The sequence below is a fragment of the Erwinia papayae genome, assembly GCF_058241465.1.
In genome coordinates this window covers 211,626-233,815 of sequence record NZ_JBZCHT010000002.1, presented here as the reverse complement: position 1 = coordinate 233,815, position 22,190 = coordinate 211,626, and the positions used below count along the sequence as shown (strand labels likewise).

The window sequence follows — 22,190 nt, the reverse complement described above, 5'->3', positions numbered from 1 at the left end:
AAGCACGCCGTCCGGTAAAGTTGCAATGATTACCGGACGGGGTAAAGTATCCGCTCAAAGTCTGGCCCCGGATGCAGGAGCAGAGATGTTTACCGTTTACCACTCAAATCAGCTGGATTTGCTGAAATTGCTGGCGGCCTGGCAAATTGAGAACCAGCCTCTGCGGGACCCCTTCCAGCAGGAGGTGGTGCTGGTGCAAAGCCCCGGCATGGCGCAGTGGTTGCAAATTGCGCTGGCAGAACAGTTTGGAATTGCTGCCAATATCGCTTTTCCGCTGCCCGCTACCTTTATCTGGGATATGTTTGTGCGTGTCCTGCCGGATATTCCCAAAGAGAGTGCCTTCAATAAATCCGCCATGAGCTGGAAACTGATGGCGATTCTGCCTGAGATGCTCAGGCGTGATGAATTTGCCCTGTTACGACACTACCTGGCCGACGATGAAGACCAGCGCAAACTGTTTCAGCTCTCATCCCGTGTGGCTGACCTGTTCGATCAGTATCTGGTCTACCGACCTGAGTGGCTCAACAGCTGGGAAAAGGGTAAAAGGCTTGAGCTGGGAGAGGCCGAGCGGTGGCAGGCACCGTTATGGGCGGCGTTGGTGGACTACACCCGCCAGCTGGGCCAGCCAGAGTGGCATCGGGCTAATCTCTATTCCCGTTTCATCGCTGCGCTGGAAAACAGCGCTGAACGTCCGGCAGACCTGCCAGACCGCGTTTTTATCTGTGGTATTTCAGCGCTGCCGCCGGTCTATTTGCAGGCTTTGCAGGCGCTGGGCAAACATATTGATATCCATCTGCTGTTCACTAACCCCTGTCGTCATTACTGGGGAGACATCCAGGATTATGCTTTTCTGGCGAAGCTGCAAAGCCGTCGCAGGAAGCACTACCAACAGCAGGGTGAAAGTGCACTGTTTCGTCAGGCGGACGCATCAGCGCTGTTTAATGACGCTGGTGAGCAGCAACTGAGTAATCCGCTGTTGGCGTCCTGGGGCAAACTCGGACGCGATAACCTCTACCTGCTGTCGCAAATGACCAGCCAGGAGATCGATGCATTCGTGGATATCGAGCCATCCAACCTGTTGAAAAGTTTGCAACATGACCTGCTGGAGCTGGCGGATCACTCGGTTATTGGCCTGAATCCGCAAGAGTGGGCAACCAGCAGAAACAAACGGCTGCTGGATCCTGAAGACCAGTCTGTCACTATTCATCTCTGTCACAGCCCGCAGCGTGAAGTGGAAGTGCTCCAGGATCGCCTGCTGGAGATGATGCTGAACAATCCGTCACTCTCCCCACGCGATATCATCGTCATGGTGGCCGATATCGACGCTTACACGCCATTTATTCAGGCGGTGTTTGGCAACGCCCCGACGGACCGCTGGCTGCCTTTTGCCATTTCCGATCGGCGCGCCAGCCAGGCTCATCCAGCCTTACAGGCCTTTATCTCGCTGCTGAATCTGCCGGACAGTCGCTTTACTTCAGAAGAAGTACTGGCTCTGCTGGAGGTGCCCGCGCTGGCCAGCCGTTTCTCTGTTGATGAAGAGGGGTTGCGGCTGCTCCGGCAATGGGTGGGCGAATCCGGCATCCGCTGGGGGCTGGATGATGACACGCTGTCGGGGCTGGATCTCCCCTCTGACGGGCAACACACCTGGCAGTTTGGCTTGTCGCGGATGTTGCTGGGGTACGCCATGAACAGCCAGGCAGGATTGTGGCAGGGGATTTTGCCTTATGACGAGTCAAGCGGGCTGATTGCCGTGCTGGCCGGGAACCTGGCAGAGCTGCTGATGCGTCTGCGCCGCTGGCGCGAGCGACTGACTGAACCCCGAACGCTGGAGCAGTGGTTGCCACTCTGCCGTGAGCTGCTTGATGACTTTTTCGCTGGCGATGCCGATACCGAAGCTGCGCTGGCACTGATCGAAGAGCAGTGGCAACAGGCCATCAGCTACGGTATCGGGGCGCAGTATCTTCAGGCGATCCCGCTGTCGCTGTTGCGTGATGAGCTGGCATCGCGACTTGACCAGCAACGGATAAGCCAGCGTTTTCTTGCCGGTCAGATAAACTTCTGCACACTGATGCCGATGCGCTCTGTTCCTTTTAAGATCGTTTGCCTGCTGGGAATGAACGACGGTGTTTATCCGCGGACACTGCCGCCGCTGGGTTTTGACCTGATGAGCCAACAGCCGGAAAAAGGCGATCGCAGCCGTCGCGATGATGACCGTTATCTGTTTCTGGAGGCGCTTAATTCAGCACAGCTTCAGCTGTATATCAGCTATATAGGTCGCAGCATCCAGGATAATTCAGAGCGGTTCCCTTCGGTGCTGGTAAGTGAGCTGGTGGGATACATCAGCCAGAGTTTCTGTCTGCCGGATGACCGGGATCGCGATGTGGACAGCAGCGCGGCGGCGGTAGAGCAGCATCTTCAGCATCTGCACAGTCGGATGCCCTTTGCCGCCGAAAATTTCACGCCAGCGGCCGTTTGTCAAAGCTTTGCCGCCGAATGGCTGCCTGCGGCAAACGGCAGCGGTGTGGCGCAGCCGCCCTTTATGCAGACTCTCCCGCCACTGGAAATCAGCGAGCTGAATTTCGAACAGCTGGTGCGATTCTGGCGTCATCCGGTACGTGCCTTTTTCAGCCAGCGTCTGGGCGTCAGTTTTACTATGTCACCTCCCGAACTGCCTGATGCCGAACCCTTCGTGCTGGATAATCTCAGCCGCTATCAGTTGAATCATCAGCTGCTGAATGCGTTGCTCGATGAGCAACCTGCACAATGGTTATACGACCGGCAACGTGCCTCAGGGGCCCTGCCTTACGGTGTCTATGGCGAATTGTTCTGGCAGGCGCAACAGGCCGAGATGGAAGAGCTGGCCGGAAAGATTCGTCATCAGCGAAAAGCGGCCGCCAGCCTCGAAATCAATCTTCAGGTAGATGGGCTGCAACTGAATGGCTGGCTACCGGCCGTGCAGGAAGATGGCCTGTTACGCTGGCGGCCAGCACACCTGAATTTTACCGACGGGCTGACGCTGTGGCTGGAGCATCTGGTTTACTGCCTGTGTGGCGGAGCGGGTGAGAGCAGGATGCTGGGGCGTAAAGAGAGCCAGTGGCGTTTTCCGCCACTCTCAGAACAGCAGGCCGCTGACTGGCTGCAACGCTATGTCGAAGGATACCGACAGGGAATGTGCACACCGCTGCTGCTGCTGCCCCGTTCAGGTGGCGCCTGGCTGGAGGCCTGCTTTGATAAAAAAACGCAGACCCTGTCTGATGATGATGCCAGCCGGGCAAAAGCGCGCATGAAGCTGTTACAGGCCTGGCAGGGAAATGCCCAGATTGAGGGCGAAGGCAGCGATCCCAGTCTGGCCCGCCTGTTTCGCACGCTGGATGAGCCGACCGTGCAGGCGATAATCGCTAATGCGCAGGCCTGGCTGCTGCCTCTTGCGCAGATCAATGACATTAAGTCAGACATCCTGTAGTGTTATTTTATAACTATTTTGTTGTTTTTCTGTTCACCTTCGCTCACAGCCGAAAGTGAACTATCCAGGGTAAATACCGGTCGCCCGGCTGCATGGGGGCTGACAAATAATGAGATTGTCGAGGAGTTTGAATGCGTCGTTTTGCAGTCTGGTTCACCACTCTGTTTCTTATTGCCACATTCTGGAGTCCACTGATTCAGGCTCAGCCTGGCTGGCAACCGATCCCTGAAACGATACGTAAAAGTGAAAAAGACCCGCGTCAGTATCAGGCCATCCGTCTGGATAATGGCATGACGGTGCTGCTGGTTTCCGATCCGCAGGCAACTAAATCCCTCTCTGCGCTGACCCTGCCGGTAGGTTCGCTGGAGAATCCCCGTAATCAACAGGGGCTGGCCCATTATCTGGAGCACATGCTGTTGATGGGTTCGAAGCGCTATCCGCAACCCGATAACCTTGCTGAATTCCTTAAAAAACATGGTGGTAGCCACAATGCCAGCACCGCGTCTTATCGTACGGCATTTTATCTTGAGGTGGAAAATGACGCGCTGCAACCCGCCGTTGACCGGCTGGCGGACGCTATCGCAGAGCCGTTGCTGGATCCGATCAATGCCGACCGGGAGCGCCATGCGGTCAATGCCGAACTGACCATGGCGCGCTCCCGTGATGGATTGCGCATGGCGCAGGTTGGCGCAGAAACCTTAAACCCGCAGCATCCGGGCTCACTGTTTTCCGGTGGCAATCTGGAGACATTGCAGGATAAACCCGGCAGTAAGCTGCATGACGCGCTGAAGGCGTTTTATCACCGTTACTACTCGGCCAACCTGATGAAGGCGGTGATCTACAGCAATAAGCCGCTTGAGGAGCTGCAAAAGGTTGCCGTCAGCACCTTTGGCCGGGTGGAGAACCGCAACGCAGAGGTGCCGGAAATTACCGTACCGGTGGTCACCGAAAAACAGAAGGGCATCATCATTCACTATGTGCCCGCGCAGCCTCGTAAGCAGCTGAAAATAGAATTTCGTATTGAAAATAACAGCGATCGCTTCCGCAGCAAAACCGATACCCTCATTGCTTATCTGATCGGTAATCGCAGCAAAAATACCCTCTCAGACTGGCTGCAAAACAGTGGGCTGGCCGACGCGGTTGATGCCGGTGCCGACCCGATGGTGGACCGTAATGGGGGCGTATTCTCCATTTCGGTGTCGCTCACCGATAAAGGGCTGGCAGAGCGCGATCGGGTGATTGCGGCGGTGTTCAGCTATCTCCATACCTTACGCAGTGGCGGAATCGATAAAAGATACTTTGATGAAATGGCCCACGTGCTGGACCTCGATTTCCGCTATCCGTCAATTACCCGTGATATGGATTACATTGAGTGGCTGGCTGATACCATGCTGCGTGTGCCGGTGGCAAATATCCTTGATGCTGGCTACATTGCTGACCGTTACGATCCACAGGCTATTAAAGCGCGTCTGGACGGAATGACCCCGCAGAACGCACGGATCTGGTTTATCAGCCCGGATGAGCCGCACAATAAAGTTGCCTATTTTGTTAACGCCCCTTATCAGGTGGACACTATCGCCCCGGAGCGCTTTGCCGCCTGGCAGACCGCCAGTGAGAAAATCGCTTTATCATTGCCGGTACTGAATCCGTGGATCCCGGATAATTTCACGCTGATCCCCACTCAGCGTGCCTCGGCGCATCCTGAGCCGCTTATCAGCCAGCCGGGACTGCGGGTGTTTTATATGCCGAGCCAGTACTATGCTGACGATCCCAAAGCCAACATTACCCTCTATCTGCGTAACAAAGAGGCAATGAGCACCGCGAAAAATCAGGTGCTGTTCGGGCTGAACGATTACCTTGCCGGGCTGGCGCTTGATGAGCTGAACTCCCAGGCCTCTGTGGGCGGGATCAGTTTTTCCACCGGGGAGGATAACGGCGTCACCTTTAACGTCAGCGGCTTTACCCAGCACCTGCCGGAGCTGATGAAGGCGCTGCTGAAGGGCTATGCCAGCTATCAGCCGACGGAGCAACAGTTGGAGCAGGCCAAATCCTGGTATCGTGAGCGTCTGGATGCGGCGGAGAAGGGTAAAGCTTTTGAACTGGCGATTCAGCCAGCGCAGGTGCTGCCGCAGTTGCCATACACGCCGCGTGCCGAGCGTCGCCAGCAGCTGACCGCTATCACCTTGCAGGATCTCAATGACTACCGGCAGATGCTGCTGCAAAAATCCACTCCGGAACTGTTGGTGGTGGGGAATATGACGGCGGAGAGCAGTAAAACCCTGGCGACGGAGATTAAATCGCAGCTTAACTGCCAGGGCGACAGCTGGTGGCACAGTCAGTACATTCAGATTGACAAAAAAACGCTGGCAAACCTGCAAAAGCCGGGCAGCAGCACCGATTCTGCACTGGCGGCACTGTATGTGCCTCTGGGCTATGACGAATTAACCAGCATTGCCAGCAGTGCGATGCTCAGCCAGATAGTGCAGCCGTGGTTCTATAACCAACTGCGGACGGAAGAACAGCTGGGCTACGCGGTGTTTTCCTTCCAGATGCCGGTCGGGCGTCAGTGGGGGCTGGGTTTCCTGTTACAAAGCAATGTTAAACAACCGGCTTATCTGCTGCGCCGTTTTGAGGCGTTCTATCCCACGGCGGAGAAGCGCCTGCGTGCTATCAGCAAAGAGGACTTTGCTCAGTATCAGGCGTCGATGATCAATGAGCTGAAACAGCGCCCGCAAACGCTGGATGAAGAGGCCGGACGCTTCAGTAAGGACTTTAACCGCGAGAATTACCGTTTTGATACCCGCGCCAGATTGATTGCCGCGATCGGCGCGCTGACGCCAGAAAAACTGGCAACCTTTTTCCATGACGCGGTGATTAAACCTCAGGGGCTGGTACTGCTGTCACAGATCTCCGGCAGCCAGCACGATAAGGCAGACTATGCGGCACCGGCAGGGTTTACCACCTGGCCGGACGTGACCCGTTTGCAGCAATCTTTTCCGACGAAAAATGATAAACCATGAATGAAGCTGCCCGCCGTCTTGATCCCCTGACGCTGCCGCTGCACGGCGAAAGGCTTATTGAGGCCTCGGCAGGCACGGGAAAAACCTTCACTATCGGCCTGCTCTATCTGCGGCTGCTACTGGGACTGGGCGGTGAAGCCGCCTTTTCCCGTCCGCTGGCGGTGGAGGAGATTCTGGTGGTGACCTTTACCGAGGCGGCCACGGCAGAGCTGCGGGGCCGTATCCGGCAGAACATCCATCAGTTGCGTATCGCCTGTGTCCGTGGTCACACCACAGACAGCATGTTGCAACAGTTGATGCAGGAGATTGACGATATACCACGCGCGGCGGCACAACTGCTGGCAGCCGAGCGGCAGATGGATGATGCCGGGATCTTCACCATTCATGGTTTCTGCCAGCGGATGCTCAACCTCAATGCTTTTGAGTCGGGTATGTTGTTTGAGCAGCAACTGATTGAAGATGAGTTGCCGCTGCGACATCGCGCCGCCGCAGATTTCTGGCGACGCCACTGTTATCCATTGCCGCTGCCGGTGGCGCGGGTGATGGTGCAGATGTGGCAGGGGCCGGAACAGCTGCTCTCATCGCTCTCGCCCTGGCTGAATGGCGAAACGCCAACCCTGAAACATCCGCCCGATTTGCAGGAAAGCTTTGTCCAGCGACACGAGAGAATTATTACCCGTATCAATGAACTGAAGGCGCTGTGGCTGGCGGCGGGTAATCTGCACGATCTGCTGGTGCAGTCTGGTGTGGACAAACGGAGTTACAGCAGTAAGCACTTACCCGTCTGGCTGGAAAAAGTTAACCAGTGGGCGCAAAGCGAGACGGAAGATTATCAAACTCCGCCGGAACTGGAACGTTTCGGACAGCGTATGTTGCTGGAGAAGACCAAAAAAGGCGAGCCGCCTCACCATCCGTTGTTTGCACAGATCGATCTCTTTCTTGCTGAACCCCTCTCCCTGCGCGATCTGGTGATTGCGCGCGCGCTGAGTGAAATCCGCACCGCTACGCAAAAAGAGAAGCAGCGCACGGCGTTGCTCGGTTTCGACGACCTGCTTGGCAGACTGGACAGTGCCTTACAGCAGGCCGGGGGAGACGCACTGGCTTCGGCTATCCGCAGTCGTTATCCGGTGGCGCTGATCGATGAGTTTCAGGATACCGATCCGCAGCAGTACCGCATTTTCAGCAAGCTCTACGCCCACCAGCCGGACCATGCACTGCTGCTGATCGGCGACCCCAAGCAGGCAATTTACGCTTTTCGCGGGGCGGATATTTTCACCTATATGCGGGCACGTAATGAAGTCAGCGCTCACTACACGTTGGAAACTAACTGGCGTTCTTCCCCGGCGATGGTGGACAGCGTAAATCAGTTATTCAGCCGTCTGCCTGCGCCTTTTCTGTTCAGTGAGATCCCTTTTATCCCCGTCCAGCCCGCCCCCGCAAATGCAGCATTACGTTTTATGCTGGATGGCGAGGAGCAGCCCGCGTTACGCTTCTGGTTACAGCCTGGCGAAGGCGTCGGAGTAAGTGATTACCAGCAGTTTATGGCGCGACAGTGCGCGGCGGATATCTGCCACTGGCTGACCGCCGGACAGCAGGGTGAAGCGTTAATCGGGAAAGGCGATACGCTGCGGCCAGTGCAGGCTTGCGATATCACGATTCTGGTGCGCAGTCGTCAGGAGGCTGCGCTGATGCGCGACGCGTTGAACCGCCTGCACATTCCCTCCGTTTACCTCTCTAACCGTGACAGCGTTTTCAGTACTCAGGAAGCGCGTGAAATGGTATGGCTGCTTCAGGCGGTGCTGGCTCCCGACCAGGAGCGCATTTTACGCAACGCGCTGGCGACCAGCATTCTCGGGCTGGATGCGTTAACGCTGGAAGCGCTCAGCCAGGATGAACGCCAGTGGGATGCGCTGGTGGAGGAGTTAGATCTTTACCGACAGCGCTGGCTGAAGCGAGGCGTGCTGCCCATGCTGCGCGAGCTTATGGTTCGGCGGCACATTGCCGAAAATCTGCTGGCCTCTGAAAGCGGTGAACGTCGTCTGACCGACCTGTTGCATCTGGGGGAACTGTTACAGGAAGCCTCGACGCAGCTGGACAGTGAACATGCACTACTGCGCTGGCTGGCGCAGGAAGTGGCCGAGCCTGATGGTCAGTCCGCCAGCCAGCAGCTGCGGCTGGAGAGCGATCGCCATCTGGTGCAGATTGTCACTATCCATAAATCCAAGGGATTGCAGTATCCGCTGGTCTGGTTGCCCTTTATTGCCACTTTTCGTGAAGGGGGACAGGGGGTCTATCACGACCGGCAAAGTTTTCAGGCACTGCTCGATTTACACGACGATGCTGAAAGCCTTGAGCTGGCCGAGCAGGAACGACTGGCGGAGGATCTGCGCCTGCTTTATGTCGCACTGACCCGTTCAGTCTGGCACTGTAGCGTGGGTATCGCGCCTCTGGTGAAGGGTAACCGCAAGAAAGAGGGACTCAGTGACCTGCATCGCAGCGCGGTGGGTTACCTTATCCAACAGGGAGAAGCGGCGGATGCCGACGGGTTGCAACAGCATCTGCGGGCGCTCAGCAGCGATGCGCTGGCGATCGGCGTTGCGGGCGAGGTTAACGATCGGACATGGCAACCGCTTTCGCTGTCGCTGCCGCCTCTTAGTAGCCGACAGATGACCCGCTCGTTGCGCGATGACTGGCGGGTTACCAGCTATTCCGGATTGCAGCAGCATGGTCACAATGCTGGTTTTGAGTTGTTACCGCGCCTCGACGTGGATGCGGCGGGTGAAGCTCAGGGCCACCAGGCCGTGCAGCTGACGCCATACAACTTTCCGCGAGGGGCCGCGCCGGGAACATTTCTTCATGCCCTGTTTGAAAATATCGATTTTACCCAACCGGTTGACCCGCAGTGGCTCAGTGCACAGCTGACCCGGCAGGGTTACGATGCGGCCTGGTTGCCGGTAATGCTGGCGTGGATTGAACGGATATTGCAGACCCCGCTGAATGACAGCGGGGCCAGTCTGCATCAGCTACCGCCTGCCTGTTATCAGGTTGAGCTGCAATTTTTTCTGCCCGTCGGGCGTCTGCTCAGGGCTGAAACGCTTGACCAGCTGGTGAAGCGCTATGACCCGCTGTCAGCCGGATGTCCACCGCTGAATTTTCAGCAGGTACAGGGGATGCTGAAGGGATTTATTGATCTGGTTTTCCGCTGGCAGGGCAAATATTACCTGCTGGATTACAAATCAAACTGGCTGGGTGACGCGGCAGCAGATTACACCCAGGAAGCCATGGCTCAGGCGATGCGTTCTCACCGTTACGATTTGCAGTATCAGCTCTATACGCTGGCATTGCACCGCTATCTGCGGCACCGGTTGCCGGACTATGACTATCAGCAGCATTTTGGTGGCGTTATCTATCTGTTTTTACGGGGTGTTGACGGCGAGTGCCGGGAAAACGGCGTCTGGTTCAACCGGCCTGATGCCACGTTGATTGGCGGGATGGATGCGTTGTTTGCCGGTGAGAATGAGGAAGATTTATGAGCAGGATGGCTGAACTGTTAGCAGAAGCCTGCGAGCAGCGACTGTTCCGGCCGCTGGATGTGCAGTTTGCGCGCCTGATAGCCGGTGATGACAGGCCGGCGCTGATGCTGGCAGCCGCCTGTGTCAGCGTTGGCGCGGGGGAAGGGCATGTCTGTCTGCCACTGGCGCAATTTACCGGCCAGCTGCTGTTTGCCGGTCGCCATCCGGAACTGGCCCGACAGATCTGGCAGGAAGCTGGCGAACCGGACTGGCAGAGCCTGTTATCAGCCGAAGAGGCGGTGGGCGATGGTTCTTCGGCCACCCCGCTGGTTCTCTGGCAGCAGCGGCTTTATCTGCACCGGATGTGGCAGTCTGAAGGCGAAGTGGCGCGATTTTTTGTTAACGATGTCTCGCCTGTCATTGCCCAGCCTGAGCAACTGCGGGCCATTCTCGACCGCCATTTTGGATGTCAGCGTGATGACTGGCAGAAAATTGCCGCAGCGGTTGCCATTACCCGGCAGATCGCGGTCATTTCCGGTGGCCCCGGCACCGGTAAAACCACCACAGTGGCTAAGCTGCTGGCCTCTCTGCTGGCGCTTTCCGGCGCAAACCTGCGTATCCGCCTTGCGGCACCCACCGGCAAGGCGGCAGCACGTCTCACCGAGTCGCTGGGAAAAGCCCTGCAAAATCTGGATGTCAGTGAGACGGTAAAACAAGACTTTCCGACGGAAGCCACCACTCTGCATCGCCTGCTTGGTGCCATTCCCGGCAGCCAGCGAATGCGCTATCACGCCGGTAATCCTCTACATCTGGATCTGTTGGTGGTGGATGAGGCCTCTATGGTGGATTTGCCGATGATGGCCAGCCTGATTGCGGCCCTGCCGCCGCAGGCCAGAGTGATTTTTCTTGGCGATCGCGATCAGCTGGCGTCGGTGGAAGCCGGGGCGATACTGGGCGACATCTGTCGCTGTGCCGAGGCGGGATACAGCGAGACGAGGGCGAAGGAGCTCAGTAGCCTGACCGGCTGTGAGGTGGTGGGGCATGACGATGGCGGGGCGGTCAGCGTGCGCGACAGTATCTGTCTGCTGCGTAAAAGCTATCGTTTTGACCGTTCGTCCGGTATCGGGCAACTGGCGCTGGCCGTCAACGCCGGGGACATCCGTCGGGCGGATGAGGTCTTCGCCGCCGGTTTTAACGATATTGCTCGGTTTTCAATGCACAGCAGTGAAGATTATCAGCAGCTGTTGAACAGTTGTCTGACGGGATATCAGGATTATCTGCTGCTGTTAAAAGCAGAAGCCGCACCCGAAGCAGTGATCGCAGCTTTCGGCCGTTTCCGTCTGCTTTGCGCTTTGCGTGAAGGGCCATTTGGGGTTACCGGACTCAATGAGCGGATTGAAAGCTTTCTGGCGCAGAATCGCCTGATCCATCGCGCGCCGGGCGTCAGCGGCAAATGGTATCCGGGGCGTCCAGTGATGATCTCCCGCAACGACAGCGTGCTGGGGTTGTTCAACGGGGATATCGGCATTGCGATGAACGATGAAGAGGGAAGACTGAAAGTGTTTTTCCCGCTGCCTGACGGCTCCATCAAGGCGGTGCAACCAGGTCGTCTGCCCCCGCACGAGACGGCATTTGCCATGACCGTGCATAAATCGCAGGGTTCAGAGTTTGAGCACACACTGTTGGTATTGCCGGGACAGTTTGCTCCGGTGTTGACCCGGGAACTGATTTATACCGCCATCACCCGTGCCCGCTTAAAGCTGACATTGTTTGCCGAGATGACGGTGTTCAGTAACGCGGTAAAAATCCGCACCCTGAGACGTAGCGGACTGGTCGAACGTCTGCGGGGAGCGGCGGAGTGCAGGTGAAAAGGGCACGGCCGGTCTGAAAAATGCGTCGGCAGGCCCGCCAGCGGATTAATTTTCAGCCGCCTGGCTGGGGCGGATTATACTGTCCCGCCCCTGATTTTCAGGCTTCAGACCTGGCGGCGTGACGCAAATCGACCATCAGCACTTTAGAGCGGCGCTGATAGTTGTACATCTGTTTTTTACTTTCAGGCAGCTGATCCACATCCACCGGCATGAAACCGCGCTCCTGGAACCAGTGGATGCTACGGGTGGTCAGCACAAACAGCTTTTTCAGTCCCATCTGACGTGCCTGAAGCGCGACGCGTTCCAGTAACGCTTCTCCCCTGGATGAGCTGCGGTAGTCCGGATGTACCGCCACACAAGCCATTTCGCCAATCTGTTCTTCCGGAAAGGGATAGAGCGCGGCACAGCCAATAGTCAGATTGTCACGCTCAATAATGGTGAACTTATCAATCTCCATTTCCAGCTGCTCACGGGAGCGGCGCACCAGAATTCCCTGCTGTTCCAGTGGGCGGATCAGCTCAAGGATGCCGCCGATATCATTGATGGTTGCCCGGCGGATCTGCTCGGCGCTTTCCATGACAATCTGGGTGCCAATACCATCGCGGGAGAAGAGTTCCTGGATCAGCGCGCCATCTTCCTGGTAGCTGATCAGATGGCTGCGGCGAACGCCGCTGCGACAGGCTTTTACCGCGCCACGCAGAAAGCGCACCGTCCAGGAAAGATAATCATCGCTCTGCTCCAGTTCTTCGGTGCGCTGCTGCGCTTCGTTCGGGAAGAGTTCAGAGATAATCTCGCCTTCGCTGTCAGTCACGCCCTGACCTGAGCAGAAACCGATCATCTTTTCAGCCTTCAGTTTGATCGCCAGCTGGGTGGCGACCTCTTCTGAGGTCAGGTTAAAGCTTTCGCCGGTCACTGACACCGCCACCGGGCCAACCAGCACAATGGCACCGCTGTCAAGCTGGCGATGTATCGCTTCTTCATCTATGCGGCGGATGCGCCCGCTGTGGCAGTAGTCAACACCATCGTCCACGCCCAGCGGTTGCGCGATAATAAAGTTGCCGCTGACCACGTTAATGTGAGCGCCCTGGAGGGGGGTATTGTTCAGACTCATTGACAGGCGGGCGGTGATGTCCAACTGCAAACGCCCCGCAGCCTGTTTGACCAGCTCCAGCGACTGTGCATCAGTGACGCGGGTATGCTTGTGATAGACCGGCTCCAGATGATGCTCATCCAGATTGGCGTCAATTTGCGGTCTGGCACCGTACACCAGCACCAGCCGGATGCCAAGGCTGTGTAGCAGGCCGATATCATTAACGATGCCGGAAAAGTTCTCATGCCCGATAGCTTCACCACCCAGCATAATGACAAACGTTTTACCACGGTGGGCATTAATGTAGGGGACTGTATGACGAAAGCCCTGAACCAGCTCGGTACTCCGTTCCTTCACGGCAAACCCTCTGTGAATGATTATTCGATAAAAATGTATTTTTATTCTTTTGTGAGCCGGGTGCAAGGGACAATTGATCCCGAGGCTGTTTAACTATAGCTGTCAACGGTCGCTTACAGTTTGCATTACCTGACCTTTTTCCGCATGACACCCTTAGCAGGATTCGCTAAAGTTTCAGTTTATGGCAGTGATTTGGCTCGACTTTCTGATTAAAAACAGCAAACAACCTGGAGTTGCATGTCCGATTTACCTTCCCCCGGTCGACGCCGATGGTTAAAAAGCGTCGGCGCAGTTGTGTTGCTCAGCGTCAGCAAAGTGGGTTTCGCGGCGCTGGCGCAGGTGGTGGCTATCCGCATCTGGCCGTCTTCGACCTACTCTCGCTTAACGCTGGAATCCAGCACGCCGCTAAAATATAAGCAGTTTGTCCTCAGCCATCCTGAGCGGGTGGTGGTGGATATCACTGATCTGCATCTTAACCCGGTACTGAAAAATGTCGGAAATCTGGTGCGCAGTGACGATCCCTGGATCCGCCACGTCAGGGTAGGACAGTTCAACAGCAATACTGTGCGCCTGGTGGTGGAACTGAAGCAAAACGTCACGCCGCAAATTTTTACTCTGGAGCCGGTGGCCGGGTTTAAAAACCGGTTGGTACTGGATCTCTATCCGGCAAAGGGCATCAGCAACCATCATCAGGATGATCCACTGCTGGCATTACTGGAAGATTACAATCAGGGCAGGCTGGCGCAGCATCAGCCTGTCGAAGCCCCGCTGCCGGGCAAGGCGGGAAAAGATCGCCCGCTGGTGATCATGATCGATCCCGGACATGGCGGGGAAGACCCCGGTGCGATTGGCAAAAACAAAACGCGGGAAAAAGACATCGTGCTGAAAATTGCCAGGCGGCTAAAAACGCTGATTGATAAAGAAGGCAGTATGCGCGCGCACATGACCCGCAATGAAGATGTGTTTATCCCGCTGAAAGTGAGAGTGGCAAAGGCCCGCAGGCTGCGCGCCGATCTGTTTATCTCGCTTCATGCCGATGCATTTACCAGTCGTGCGGCCAGAGGCTCCTCAGTTTTCGCGCTCTCGACCAAAGGCGCGACCAGTACCGCCGCCCGCTATCTGGCACGAACCCAGAACGAATCCGACCTGATTGGCGGCGTCAGCCTGAGTGGCGATCGCTACCTTGATCATACCCTTTTCGACATGGTGCAAAGCCGGACGGTGAATGACACTCTGAAGTTTGGTCATGAAGTGTTATTACGGATGGGCAGAATCAATCATCTGCATAAAAAAACGGTGGATCAGGCCGGGTTTGCGGTGTTAAAAGCCCCGGACATCCCATCCATTCTGATGGAAACGGCATTTATCAGTAATCTGGAAGAAGAGCGTAAGCTTCGCACCGCGCATTTTCAGCAGCAGGTCGCGGAGGCCATTCTGTCAGGAATAAAAGCGTATTTTGCCCGGAGCGCTTCACGGGTAGCGAAGTAACAGAAGCGGGTGGTGAATGAACAATGAGCGGAGGGCAGAAACAAAAAAACACCCTTAAGGGTGTTTGATTGGTTGCGGGAGCCGGATTTGAACCGACGACCTTCGGGTTATGAGCCCGACGAGCTACCAGGCTGCTCCATCCCGCGTCCGCGTTGCTGTCGCTTCCGTCACGACAGTCTTTTTTTTACTGCTTTTCCCTGAAGGAAATTGGTTGCGGGAGCCGGATTTGAACCGACGACCTTCGGGTTATGAGCCCGACGAGCTACCAGGCTGCTCCATCCCGCGTCCGTGGATGCGCACTATACTCGCCGTGAGTTTTGTTGCAACCTCTTTTTTATAGAAAGTCTCAGAAACAGCGCCGCCTGCTTAATTTTTCCGCCATCTGTACTGTAGTTGAACAGCGCCGGACGATCTTTACGCTCAGCACATTTCAAAACGCTGATGGCTTTGCTATCTTCGGCCAGCAATTTCGCGAAGAGGGCGCAAAGTAATGAAAGGACGTTGGGCGAAGTATGTTATTAGCGGGGTGCTGATCGCCCTGCTGGCGGGATGTTCTTCCAGACCGACCGATCGCGGGCAGCAATATAAAGACGGAAAGCTCGAAGAACCTCTGGGACTGGTCAATCAGCCCAATGTGAAAGGGCGTCCGGTTAACGGTAAAGACTTTGCCGACCAGGTGTCAGAAATCCAGTACGCTTCGCCCGGCATGTTTGCCCGTCAGAGCAGTACCTACAGCGCGATTAAAAGCTGGCTGATGGCGGGGGGAGACACCCGGCAACTGCGTCAGTTCGGCTTGGATACTTATCAGATGGAAGGGGCGGATAATTACGGAAATGTGCAGTTTACCGGCTATTACACCCCGGTTATTAAGGCACGTTACACCCGGCAGGGTGAATTTCAGTACCCGCTCTACCGTATGCCCGCCGGTAAGCGCCGTCTGCCCTCTCGTGCGCAAATCTACAGCGGAGCGCTGGATGAGCGGTATGTCATCGGCTACAGCAATTCGCTGATGGATAACTTTATTATGGATGTGCAGGGCAGCGGCTATGTTGATTACGGCGATGGCCGTCCGCTGATGTTCTTTGGTTATGGCGGTAAAAATGGTCATCCTTACCGCAGTATTGGCAAAGTGTTGATCGATCGTGGCGGAGTGAAGCGCGAAGATATGTCAATGCAGGCCATTCGCCAGTGGGGTGAAGAGCACAGCGAGGCGGAAGTCAGGGAACTGCTGGAGCAAAATCCCTCCTTTGTGTTTTTCAAACCGGAAAATTTTGCGCCAGTGCGCGGTGCCAGCGCGGTGCCGCTGGTGGCGAAAGCCTCCGTGGCGTCTGACCGTTCGCTGATTCCACCGGGAACGGCGCTGCTGGCCGAAGTGCCTCTACTGGATAATAACGGTAAATTTAGCGGAAAGTACGAGATGCGCATTATGGTATCGCTGGATGTGGGCGGCGCGATAAAAGGACAGCATTTCGATATTTATCAGGGGATTGGACCTGATGCGGGGCATATGGCCGGCTGGTTTAATCACTATGGCCGTGTCTGGGTACTGAAATCTGCGCCTGGCGCTGGCGCGCCCCTTTTCTCTGCTGCGCAAAACAGCTCCGGTGGTTCGGCTCTGTTAACGCAGTAATCTGTTCTGACAGCAGGCGACTTTTCCGCCTGCTGGTCAATTCTGAGGTAATCCATGACTTCTCATTCTGACGCCTGGCTGCAACGTTTTGGCGGCACGGCGCGGCTGTATGGACAATCTGCTTTGCAACTGTTTGCCGATGCGCATGTCTGCGTGGTAGGTATTGGTGGCGTCGGTTCCTGGGCGGCTGAAGCGCTAGCCCGCACCGGTATCGGTGCTATCACCCTGATTGATATGGATGATGTTTGTGTCACTAACACTAACCGTCAGATCCATGCCCTGAAGGGAACGGTCGGACAGGCGAAAACAGAGGTGATGGCGCAGCGGATTCTGGCTATCAATCCGGAGTGTCGGGTTACCTGCGTGGACGATTTTCTCACGGCAGAAAATACCGCCACGCTGATAACGAATTCCTTCAGTTATGTGATTGATGCTATCGACAGTGTCCGGCCAAAAGCCGCGCTGGTGGCCTGGTGTCGGCGTAATAAAATACCACTGGTGACCACTGGTGACCACTGGTGGCGCAGGTGGACAGATTGATCCGACGCAGATCCAGGTGGCCGATCTGGCAAAAACCATTCAGGACCCGCTGGCGGCTAAATTGCGCGAGCGGCTGAAGCACGATTTTAATGTGGTTAAAAACAGTAAAGGTAAACTGGGAATAGATTGTGTGTTCTCTACCGAAGCGCTGATGTATCCCCAGCCGGACGGTTCGGTCTGTGCTTCCCGCAGCACGGCAGAAGGGCCAAAACGCATGGACTGTGCGTCAGGATTTGGCGCGGCAACCATGGTGACCGCGACTTTTGGCTTTGTTGCCGTTGCTCATGTGCTGAAAAAGATGATGGCCAGAGCGGCACGCGGTTGATTACTGCGCATGGCTGGCAGCGACCGTTACCGCGTTTGCCAGCGCCTGAAGTCCTGCACTGCGTGAAGAACTGAGCTGACTGCGCAGGCCCAGCTCATCGAACAGTACCAGCGGCGACTGCCGCGAAAGTAACGTGGCAGACTGGCCTTCCATCGCAGTGAGCAGGACGGCCAGTAATCCCCGCACGATGCGACCTTCACTGTCGCCGTAAAAATGCAGGTTACCGTCGGCAAGCTGTTGATGCCCCAGCCAGACGCGATTCTCACAGCCACGCAGCTCATTTTCAGCGGTTTTCAGTTCCTCCGGCAGGCCCGGTAGCTGTTTGCCCAACAGGATGAGCTGTCTGTAACGTTCTTCCCACTGAGTATAAGCAGCAAATTGCTGTTTCAGTTCGTCGGCGGTAATCAGTGTGCCGAACGGGTGGGGAGCGAGGAGTAGAGTCATCATTAGTCTGCCAGTATTTCCAGCGCGGTAGTCATACCGCGTACCAACGCGTCAACATCGTTGTGCGTATTATAAGGGGCAAATGAGGCGCGCAAAGTACCGCTCACGCCCAGTGCCTGTATCAGAGGTTGGGCACAGTGCTGGCCGGCACGCAGCGCAATGCCACTTTCTGCCAGCAGCGTCACCACATCGCTGTGGTGGATACCGGCAATGTCAAACGACAGCAGGCTGGAGCGCCCGGCACGAAAGCTGCGAAAGCCGGGAAGGGTCTTCAGACGTTGTTCAGCCAGTTCAGCCAGTCCGCAACTCCAGTTCTCAGCCTCAGTCCGGTCCTGATCTTCCAGCCATGTCAGTGCTGCGCTAAGGCCTGTCACGCCAGCAACGTTAGGCGTCCCTGCTTCAAACCGCCAGGGGGCAGGCATGGCGGTAAAGCCCTCAAAGGTGACGGATGAGAGCATTTTGCCTCCACCCTGCCAGGGTTCCATGATTTCCAGAAGTTCGGGTCTGGCATAAAGTACCCCGGTTCCCATCGGGCCATACAGCTTGTGTGCTGAAAAAGCATAAAAGTCGATATCCAGCGCCTGCACATCAACTGAGCTATGCACCACGCCCTGCGCACCGTCAATCATCACTTTTGCGCCTGCCTGGTGGGCCAGCGAAATGGCCTGCGTCAGATCCGGGCAGCCGCCGGTGACATTCGACATCTGGCCCAGCGCCAGTAGCCGTGTGGATGAGTTAAGCAATGCTGGCAGTAGCGACATGTCAGGTAGAAGATCTTCTCCCAGCGGCCAGCGGATGACCTTCGCGCCACACTGTTTTGCCACCATCAACCAGGGCACCAGGTTGGCATGGTGCTCAGCCTCGCTGACGACGATCTCATCTCCTGGTTGCAGACGAGGACGTAGCCAGGCCTGGGCCACCAGATTAATGGCTTCGGTGGTGCCTTTTGTCCAGATAATACTGCTGGCTGTTGCAGCAGCCAGCAAGCGGGCGACCTGGCTGCGGGCATGCTCATAGCGCTCAGTTAACTGGCGGGCTGCGGCAAACTGGCTGCGATGGACCGTTCCGCCATTCAGGCTGTAAAACTGCCGTGTCGCCTCAATCACCGCCTCGGGTTTGAGTGCCGTGGCGGCGCTGTCCAGATAGACACCGGCGTCGGCCAGTGCCGGAAACTGCTGGCGAAACTGTGCTGGAATAAATGACGTCATACTCTCCTCTGGCGGATGATGAATTGATGCGCTTTCATTCAGGACCACTCTGAATTGCAGGTGCCCGGCTGGCAATGTTGAAAAAGCGCGTTATCCTCAATTATGCAAGGTTTAAACTATCACTCGCAAATGCGTATTCGGCTGAAAGGCCTTAAGTTATCGCCATCTGCGGGGGTTTATCGCATTACTACTGCAAGGAGATACAAAAAGATGAAAAAACTCGCTGCTATTATGGCCGCCTGCGCCATGACTTTTACTCTGGCTGCCTGTTCCAGCAACTATGTGATGCACACCAATGATGGCCGGACCATTGTCTCCAGTGGCAAACCAGTGGTGGACAGTGATACCGGAATGATCAGCTACAAAGATGCTAATGGTAACAAACAACAGATCCATCGTTCTGATGTAAAAGAAATGGTTGAGATGGGGCAGTAAGCTAACGTAAAAAAAAGCACCGCAACTGCGGTGCTGTTAATTTTGTGGACAGACAGGATAAATCCGGGACTGATAAAAGGTAGCTGAACCACCCACGGTCTGAAAATCGTCAGACCAATTGCAAACACAACATCACGACCACCAGCCAAAAGCCTGCCAAAATCTCACTTAACTGCCTGAATTTCTGACCTGCTTTTCGTTCCGGCTCTGGAAGTGCCGCAACTATAGGTATTTGCTGGTGCATCCTCAACGGACAAATTATAATGCCTCGGATAAAAAAAACTAATACGTAAAACTCTGTCAGGCGTCTTACGTTTTGTCACAGCCAACAACTGTCCGGTAATCATGTCCAAACGTCTCCCTCCTCTGAATGCGCTGCGTGTGTTTGATGCTGCGGCCAGACATCTTAGTTTTACTAAAGCGGCTGAAGAGCTGTTTGTCACCCAGGCTGCGGTCAGCCATCAAATTAAATCACTTGAGGATTTTTTGGGGCTGAAGCTGTTTCGTCGACGTAATCGATCGCTGCTGCTGACCGAAGAAGGGCAGAGTTACTATCTGGACATTAAAGAGATTTTTTCCGATCTGAATGAGGCCACCCGCAAGCTTCAGGCTCGCAGCGCCAAAGGTGCGCTGACCGTCAGTCTGCTGCCCAGTTTTGCCATTCAGTGGCTGGTGCCGAGGCTTGCCAGCTTTAATTCAGCTTATCCGGGGATTGATGTGCGCATCCAGGCAACAGACCGTGATGAGGCGAAACTGGCTGATGATGTCGATGTGGCCATTTTTTATGGCCGTGGTAACTGGCCGGGATTGAGGGTGGAAAAACTGTATGCTGAATATCTGTTGCCGGTCTGTTCTCCACTTTTACTGACGGGCGATCGCCCCCTGAAAACCCCCCAGGACCTGGCAAGTCATACCCTGCTGCATGACGCATCACGTCGTGACTGGCAATCTTATACCCGTCAGCTTGGCGTGGCACATATCAATGTGCAGCACGGGCCGATTTTCAGCCACAGCGCGATGGTGTTACAGGCCGCTATCCATGGGCAGGGCGTTGCGCTGGCAAATAATGTGATGGCACAGACAGAAATTGAGGCCGGGCGACTGGCCTGTCCTTTTAATGACGTGCTGGTGAGTAAAAATGCTTTTTATCTGGTTTGTCATGACAGTCAGGCAGAACTGGGTAAAATAGCCGCCTTTCGTCGGTGGATTCTGGCAAAAGCCGCCAGTGAACAGGAAAAGTTTCGTTTTCGCTATGACAGCTGAGGCCTTGTTATCCGGTGTGCGGTGCAGGCAATCTTTGAGGATGAGTCAATGTCGAGTCGTGCAATGCTGATTTTTTCAGCCATCAGTGGATTTGTGTTTGTGATGCTGGGGGCATTTGGTGCTCATGTGCTGAGTAAATCGCTGGGTGCAAGTGAAATGGCCTGGCTGAGAACCGGCCTGGAGTATCAGGGATTTCACACTCTGGCTATTCTGGGAATAGCGGCTGCCATGCTGCGCCGGGCCAATATCTGGTTTTACTGGAGCAGCGCGTTTCTGGCGCTGGGAACGGTGTTATTCAGTGGCAGTCTCTACTGCCTGGCGCTCTCTCACCTGCGATTGTGGGTTTATGTGACTCCTGTAGGTGGCACCTGTTTTCTGGTGGGGTGGATATTAATGTTAGTTGGCGCACTGCGTCTGAAAAAAAAGGCGATGGGCCATGAATAAAATTTTACTTTACTGCCGCCAGGGCTTTGAAAAAGAGTGTGCGGCAGAAATTACGGCCAGAGCCGCAGCACGTGAGGTTTTCGGCTTTGCCAGGGTCAAAGAAGAGTCGGGTTACGTGCTGTTTGAGTGCTATCAGCCGCAGGACGCAGAAAAGCTTATCGGCGAGCTGCCGTTCAGCGAACTTATCTTTTCCCGCCAGATGATTGTCGTGGGGGAGTTATTACGTGACCTGCCCCCGGATGATCGGGTAACACCGATAACGGCGGCGTTGAACGGCAAAGTAGAGAAAGGCGGAGAGCTTCGCGTTGAGGTGCCAGACACCAATGAGAGCAAAGAGTTGTTAAAGTTCTGCCGGAAATTCACCGTCCCGTTGCGCAGTTCTCTGCGTGCTGCTGGTGTGCTGCTTAATCATGAAAATTCAAAGCGTCCGGTGGTACATGTCTTCTTCATTGCTCCGGGGTGCTGCTACGTCGGCTACTCGCTGACGCAGAATAATTCGCCGTTCTTTATGGGGATTCCCCGGCTGAAATTCCCGGCGGATGCGCCCAGTCGCTCTACGTTGAAGCTGGAAGAGGCGTTTCACGTTTTTATTCCTGCCGACGAATGGGATGAGCGGTTGGGCAGCGGCATGTATGCGGTCGACCTGGGGGCCTGTCCCGGTGGATGGACTTATCAACTGGTCAAACGCAGCATGATGGTCCACGCCGTGGATAATGGGCCGATGGCTCCTGCCCTGATGGATAGCGGGCAGGTTTTCCATCACCGTGAAGACGGTTTTAAATATCGTCCCACGCGCAACAACATTTACTGGCTGGTTTGCGATATGGTGGAGAAACCGGTGCGTGTCGCTAACCTGATAGCGGACTGGCTGGTTAATGGCTGGTGCCGTGAAACGATATTTAACCTGAAGCTGCCGATGAAAAAGCGTTATGAAGAAGTGACGCAAAATCTGGCGATGATCAATGAGAAGCTGAAAGCCAACGGTATTAATGCACAGATTCAGGCTCGCCAGCTTTACCATGATCGAGAGGAAGTCACAGTACATATCCGGCGGATTTGGGGGGCAACCCCGGGCCGTCGTGACGAAAGATGACGGCCAT

13 protein-coding genes, 2 tRNA genes and 1 pseudogene are annotated in these 22,190 nt (G+C 55.6%); 11 read left to right on the top strand and 5 right to left on the bottom strand.

What is annotated here, in order from left to right; all coding sequences use genetic code 11:
- Window positions 1–85: 85 nt before the first annotated feature.
- The 4 genes from recC (at window position 86) to recD (ending at window position 11,863) form a co-directional block, all read left to right on the top strand.
- Complete coding sequence (gene recC / locus AC3RPL_RS01065) at window positions 86–3,463, top strand: exodeoxyribonuclease V subunit gamma (RefSeq protein WP_490738658.1); 3,378 nt, start codon at window positions 86–88, stop codon at window positions 3,461–3,463.
- A gap of 131 nt (window positions 3,464–3,594) precedes the next feature.
- A complete protein-coding gene (ptrA, locus tag AC3RPL_RS01060) occupies window positions 3,595–6,483 on the top strand; it encodes a pitrilysin (protein ID WP_490738657.1) in 2,889 nt (962 codons plus the stop codon).
- Entirely contained in the window at window positions 6,480–10,016 is a 3,537-nt protein-coding gene (gene recB, locus AC3RPL_RS01055; protein ID WP_490738656.1) for an exodeoxyribonuclease V subunit beta, read from the top strand. The genes ptrA and recB overlap by 4 nt, the downstream gene beginning before the upstream one ends.
- Window positions 10,013–11,863: an exodeoxyribonuclease V subunit alpha gene (recD, locus tag AC3RPL_RS01050; protein ID WP_490738655.1), complete on the top strand. Its 1,851-nt coding sequence runs from the start codon at window positions 10,013–10,015 to the stop codon at window positions 11,861–11,863. Before recB ends, recD begins: the two co-directional genes overlap by 4 nt.
- Window positions 11,864–11,963: 100 nt before the next feature.
- Here recD and argA read toward each other — a convergent pair whose 3' ends face one another.
- The gene (gene argA / locus AC3RPL_RS01045; protein ID WP_490738654.1) at window positions 11,964–13,313 is read right to left on the bottom strand and encodes an amino-acid N-acetyltransferase; all 1,350 of its coding nucleotides are present in this window, start codon (window positions 13,311–13,313) and stop codon (window positions 11,964–11,966) included.
- Window positions 13,314–13,550: 237 nt separating this feature from the next.
- On the opposite strand from argA, the gene amiC reads away from it, so the two are divergent.
- Window positions 13,551–14,801 (top strand): N-acetylmuramoyl-L-alanine amidase AmiC, encoded by a 1,251-nt coding sequence (gene amiC / locus AC3RPL_RS01040; RefSeq protein WP_490738653.1) that lies wholly within the window; start codon window positions 13,551–13,553, stop codon window positions 14,799–14,801.
- A 69-nt stretch (window positions 14,802–14,870) separates the two neighbouring features.
- Here amiC and AC3RPL_RS01035 read toward each other — a convergent pair.
- Together AC3RPL_RS01035 and AC3RPL_RS01030 are read right to left on the bottom strand one after the other, a co-directional pair.
- Window positions 14,871–14,947 (bottom strand) — tRNA-Met (locus AC3RPL_RS01035).
- A gap of 62 nt (window positions 14,948–15,009) precedes the next feature.
- Window positions 15,010–15,086 (bottom strand) — tRNA-Met (locus AC3RPL_RS01030).
- Window positions 15,087–15,291: 205 nt separating this feature from the next.
- On the opposite strand from AC3RPL_RS01030, the gene mltA reads away from it, so the two are divergent.
- The gene (mltA, locus tag AC3RPL_RS01025) at window positions 15,292–16,431 is read left to right on the top strand and encodes a murein transglycosylase A (protein WP_490738652.1); all 1,140 of its coding nucleotides are present in this window, start codon (window positions 15,292–15,294) and stop codon (window positions 16,429–16,431) included.
- Between the two features lie 54 nt (window positions 16,432–16,485).
- A pseudogene (tcdA, locus tag AC3RPL_RS01020) lies at window positions 16,486–17,296 on the top strand (tRNA cyclic N6-threonylcarbamoyladenosine(37) synthase TcdA).
- Here the strand turns inward: tcdA and csdE are convergent.
- Together csdE and csdA are read right to left on the bottom strand one after the other, a co-directional pair.
- Window positions 17,297–17,743 (bottom strand): cysteine desulfurase sulfur acceptor subunit CsdE, encoded by a 447-nt coding sequence (gene csdE, locus AC3RPL_RS01015; RefSeq protein WP_490738651.1) that lies wholly within the window; start codon window positions 17,741–17,743, stop codon window positions 17,297–17,299.
- Entirely contained in the window at window positions 17,743–18,948 is a 1,206-nt protein-coding gene (gene csdA / locus AC3RPL_RS01010; RefSeq protein ID WP_490738650.1) for a cysteine desulfurase CsdA, read from the bottom strand. Before csdA ends, csdE begins: the two co-directional genes overlap by 1 nt.
- A 210-nt stretch (window positions 18,949–19,158) precedes the next feature.
- Here csdA and AC3RPL_RS01005 point away from each other — a divergent pair, with 210 nt between their 5' ends.
- From AC3RPL_RS01005 to rlmM, 4 genes are all read left to right on the top strand, one after another.
- A complete protein-coding gene (locus AC3RPL_RS01005; protein ID WP_490738649.1) occupies window positions 19,159–19,383 on the top strand; it encodes a YgdI/YgdR family lipoprotein in 225 nt (74 codons plus the stop codon).
- Window positions 19,384–19,728: 345 nt separating this feature from the next.
- Complete coding sequence (locus tag AC3RPL_RS01000; protein ID WP_490738648.1) at window positions 19,729–20,646, top strand: transcriptional regulator GcvA; 918 nt, start codon at window positions 19,729–19,731, stop codon at window positions 20,644–20,646.
- A 48-nt stretch (window positions 20,647–20,694) separates the two neighbouring features.
- A complete protein-coding gene (locus tag AC3RPL_RS00995; protein WP_261640893.1) occupies window positions 20,695–21,090 on the top strand; it encodes a DUF423 domain-containing protein in 396 nt (131 codons plus the stop codon).
- Window positions 21,083–22,183: a 23S rRNA (cytidine(2498)-2'-O)-methyltransferase RlmM gene (gene rlmM, locus AC3RPL_RS00990; RefSeq protein ID WP_261640892.1), complete on the top strand. Its 1,101-nt coding sequence runs from the start codon at window positions 21,083–21,085 to the stop codon at window positions 22,181–22,183. Before AC3RPL_RS00995 ends, rlmM begins: the two co-directional genes overlap by 8 nt.
- The last annotated feature ends 7 nt before the right edge of the window (window positions 22,184–22,190 follow it).

Bases quoted from the DNA above. Each gene is read 5' to 3' on its own strand.
- recC (WP_490738658.1), top strand. From the start codon at position 86: ATGTTTACCGTTTACCACTCAAATCAGCTGGATTTGCTGAAATTGCTG.
- ptrA (WP_490738657.1), top strand. From the start codon at position 3,595: ATGCGTCGTTTTGCAGTCTGGTTCACCACTCTGTTTCTTATTGCCACA.
- recB (WP_490738656.1), top strand. From the start codon at position 6,480: ATGAATGAAGCTGCCCGCCGTCTTGATCCCCTGACGCTGCCGCTGCAC.
- recD (WP_490738655.1), top strand. From the start codon at position 10,013: ATGAGCAGGATGGCTGAACTGTTAGCAGAAGCCTGCGAGCAGCGACTG.
- amiC (WP_490738653.1), top strand. From the start codon at position 13,551: ATGTCCGATTTACCTTCCCCCGGTCGACGCCGATGGTTAAAAAGCGTC.
- mltA (WP_490738652.1), top strand. From the start codon at position 15,292: ATGAAAGGACGTTGGGCGAAGTATGTTATTAGCGGGGTGCTGATCGCC.
- csdE (WP_490738651.1), bottom strand. From the start codon at position 17,743: ATGATGACTCTACTCCTCGCTCCCCACCCGTTCGGCACACTGATTACC.
- csdA (WP_490738650.1), bottom strand. From the start codon at position 18,948: ATGACGTCATTTATTCCAGCACAGTTTCGCCAGCAGTTTCCGGCACTG.
- AC3RPL_RS01005 (WP_490738649.1), top strand. From the start codon at position 19,159: ATGAAAAAACTCGCTGCTATTATGGCCGCCTGCGCCATGACTTTTACT.
- AC3RPL_RS01000 (WP_490738648.1), top strand. From the start codon at position 19,729: ATGTCCAAACGTCTCCCTCCTCTGAATGCGCTGCGTGTGTTTGATGCT.
- AC3RPL_RS00995 (WP_261640893.1), top strand. From the start codon at position 20,695: ATGTCGAGTCGTGCAATGCTGATTTTTTCAGCCATCAGTGGATTTGTG.
- rlmM (WP_261640892.1), top strand. From the start codon at position 21,083: ATGAATAAAATTTTACTTTACTGCCGCCAGGGCTTTGAAAAAGAGTGT.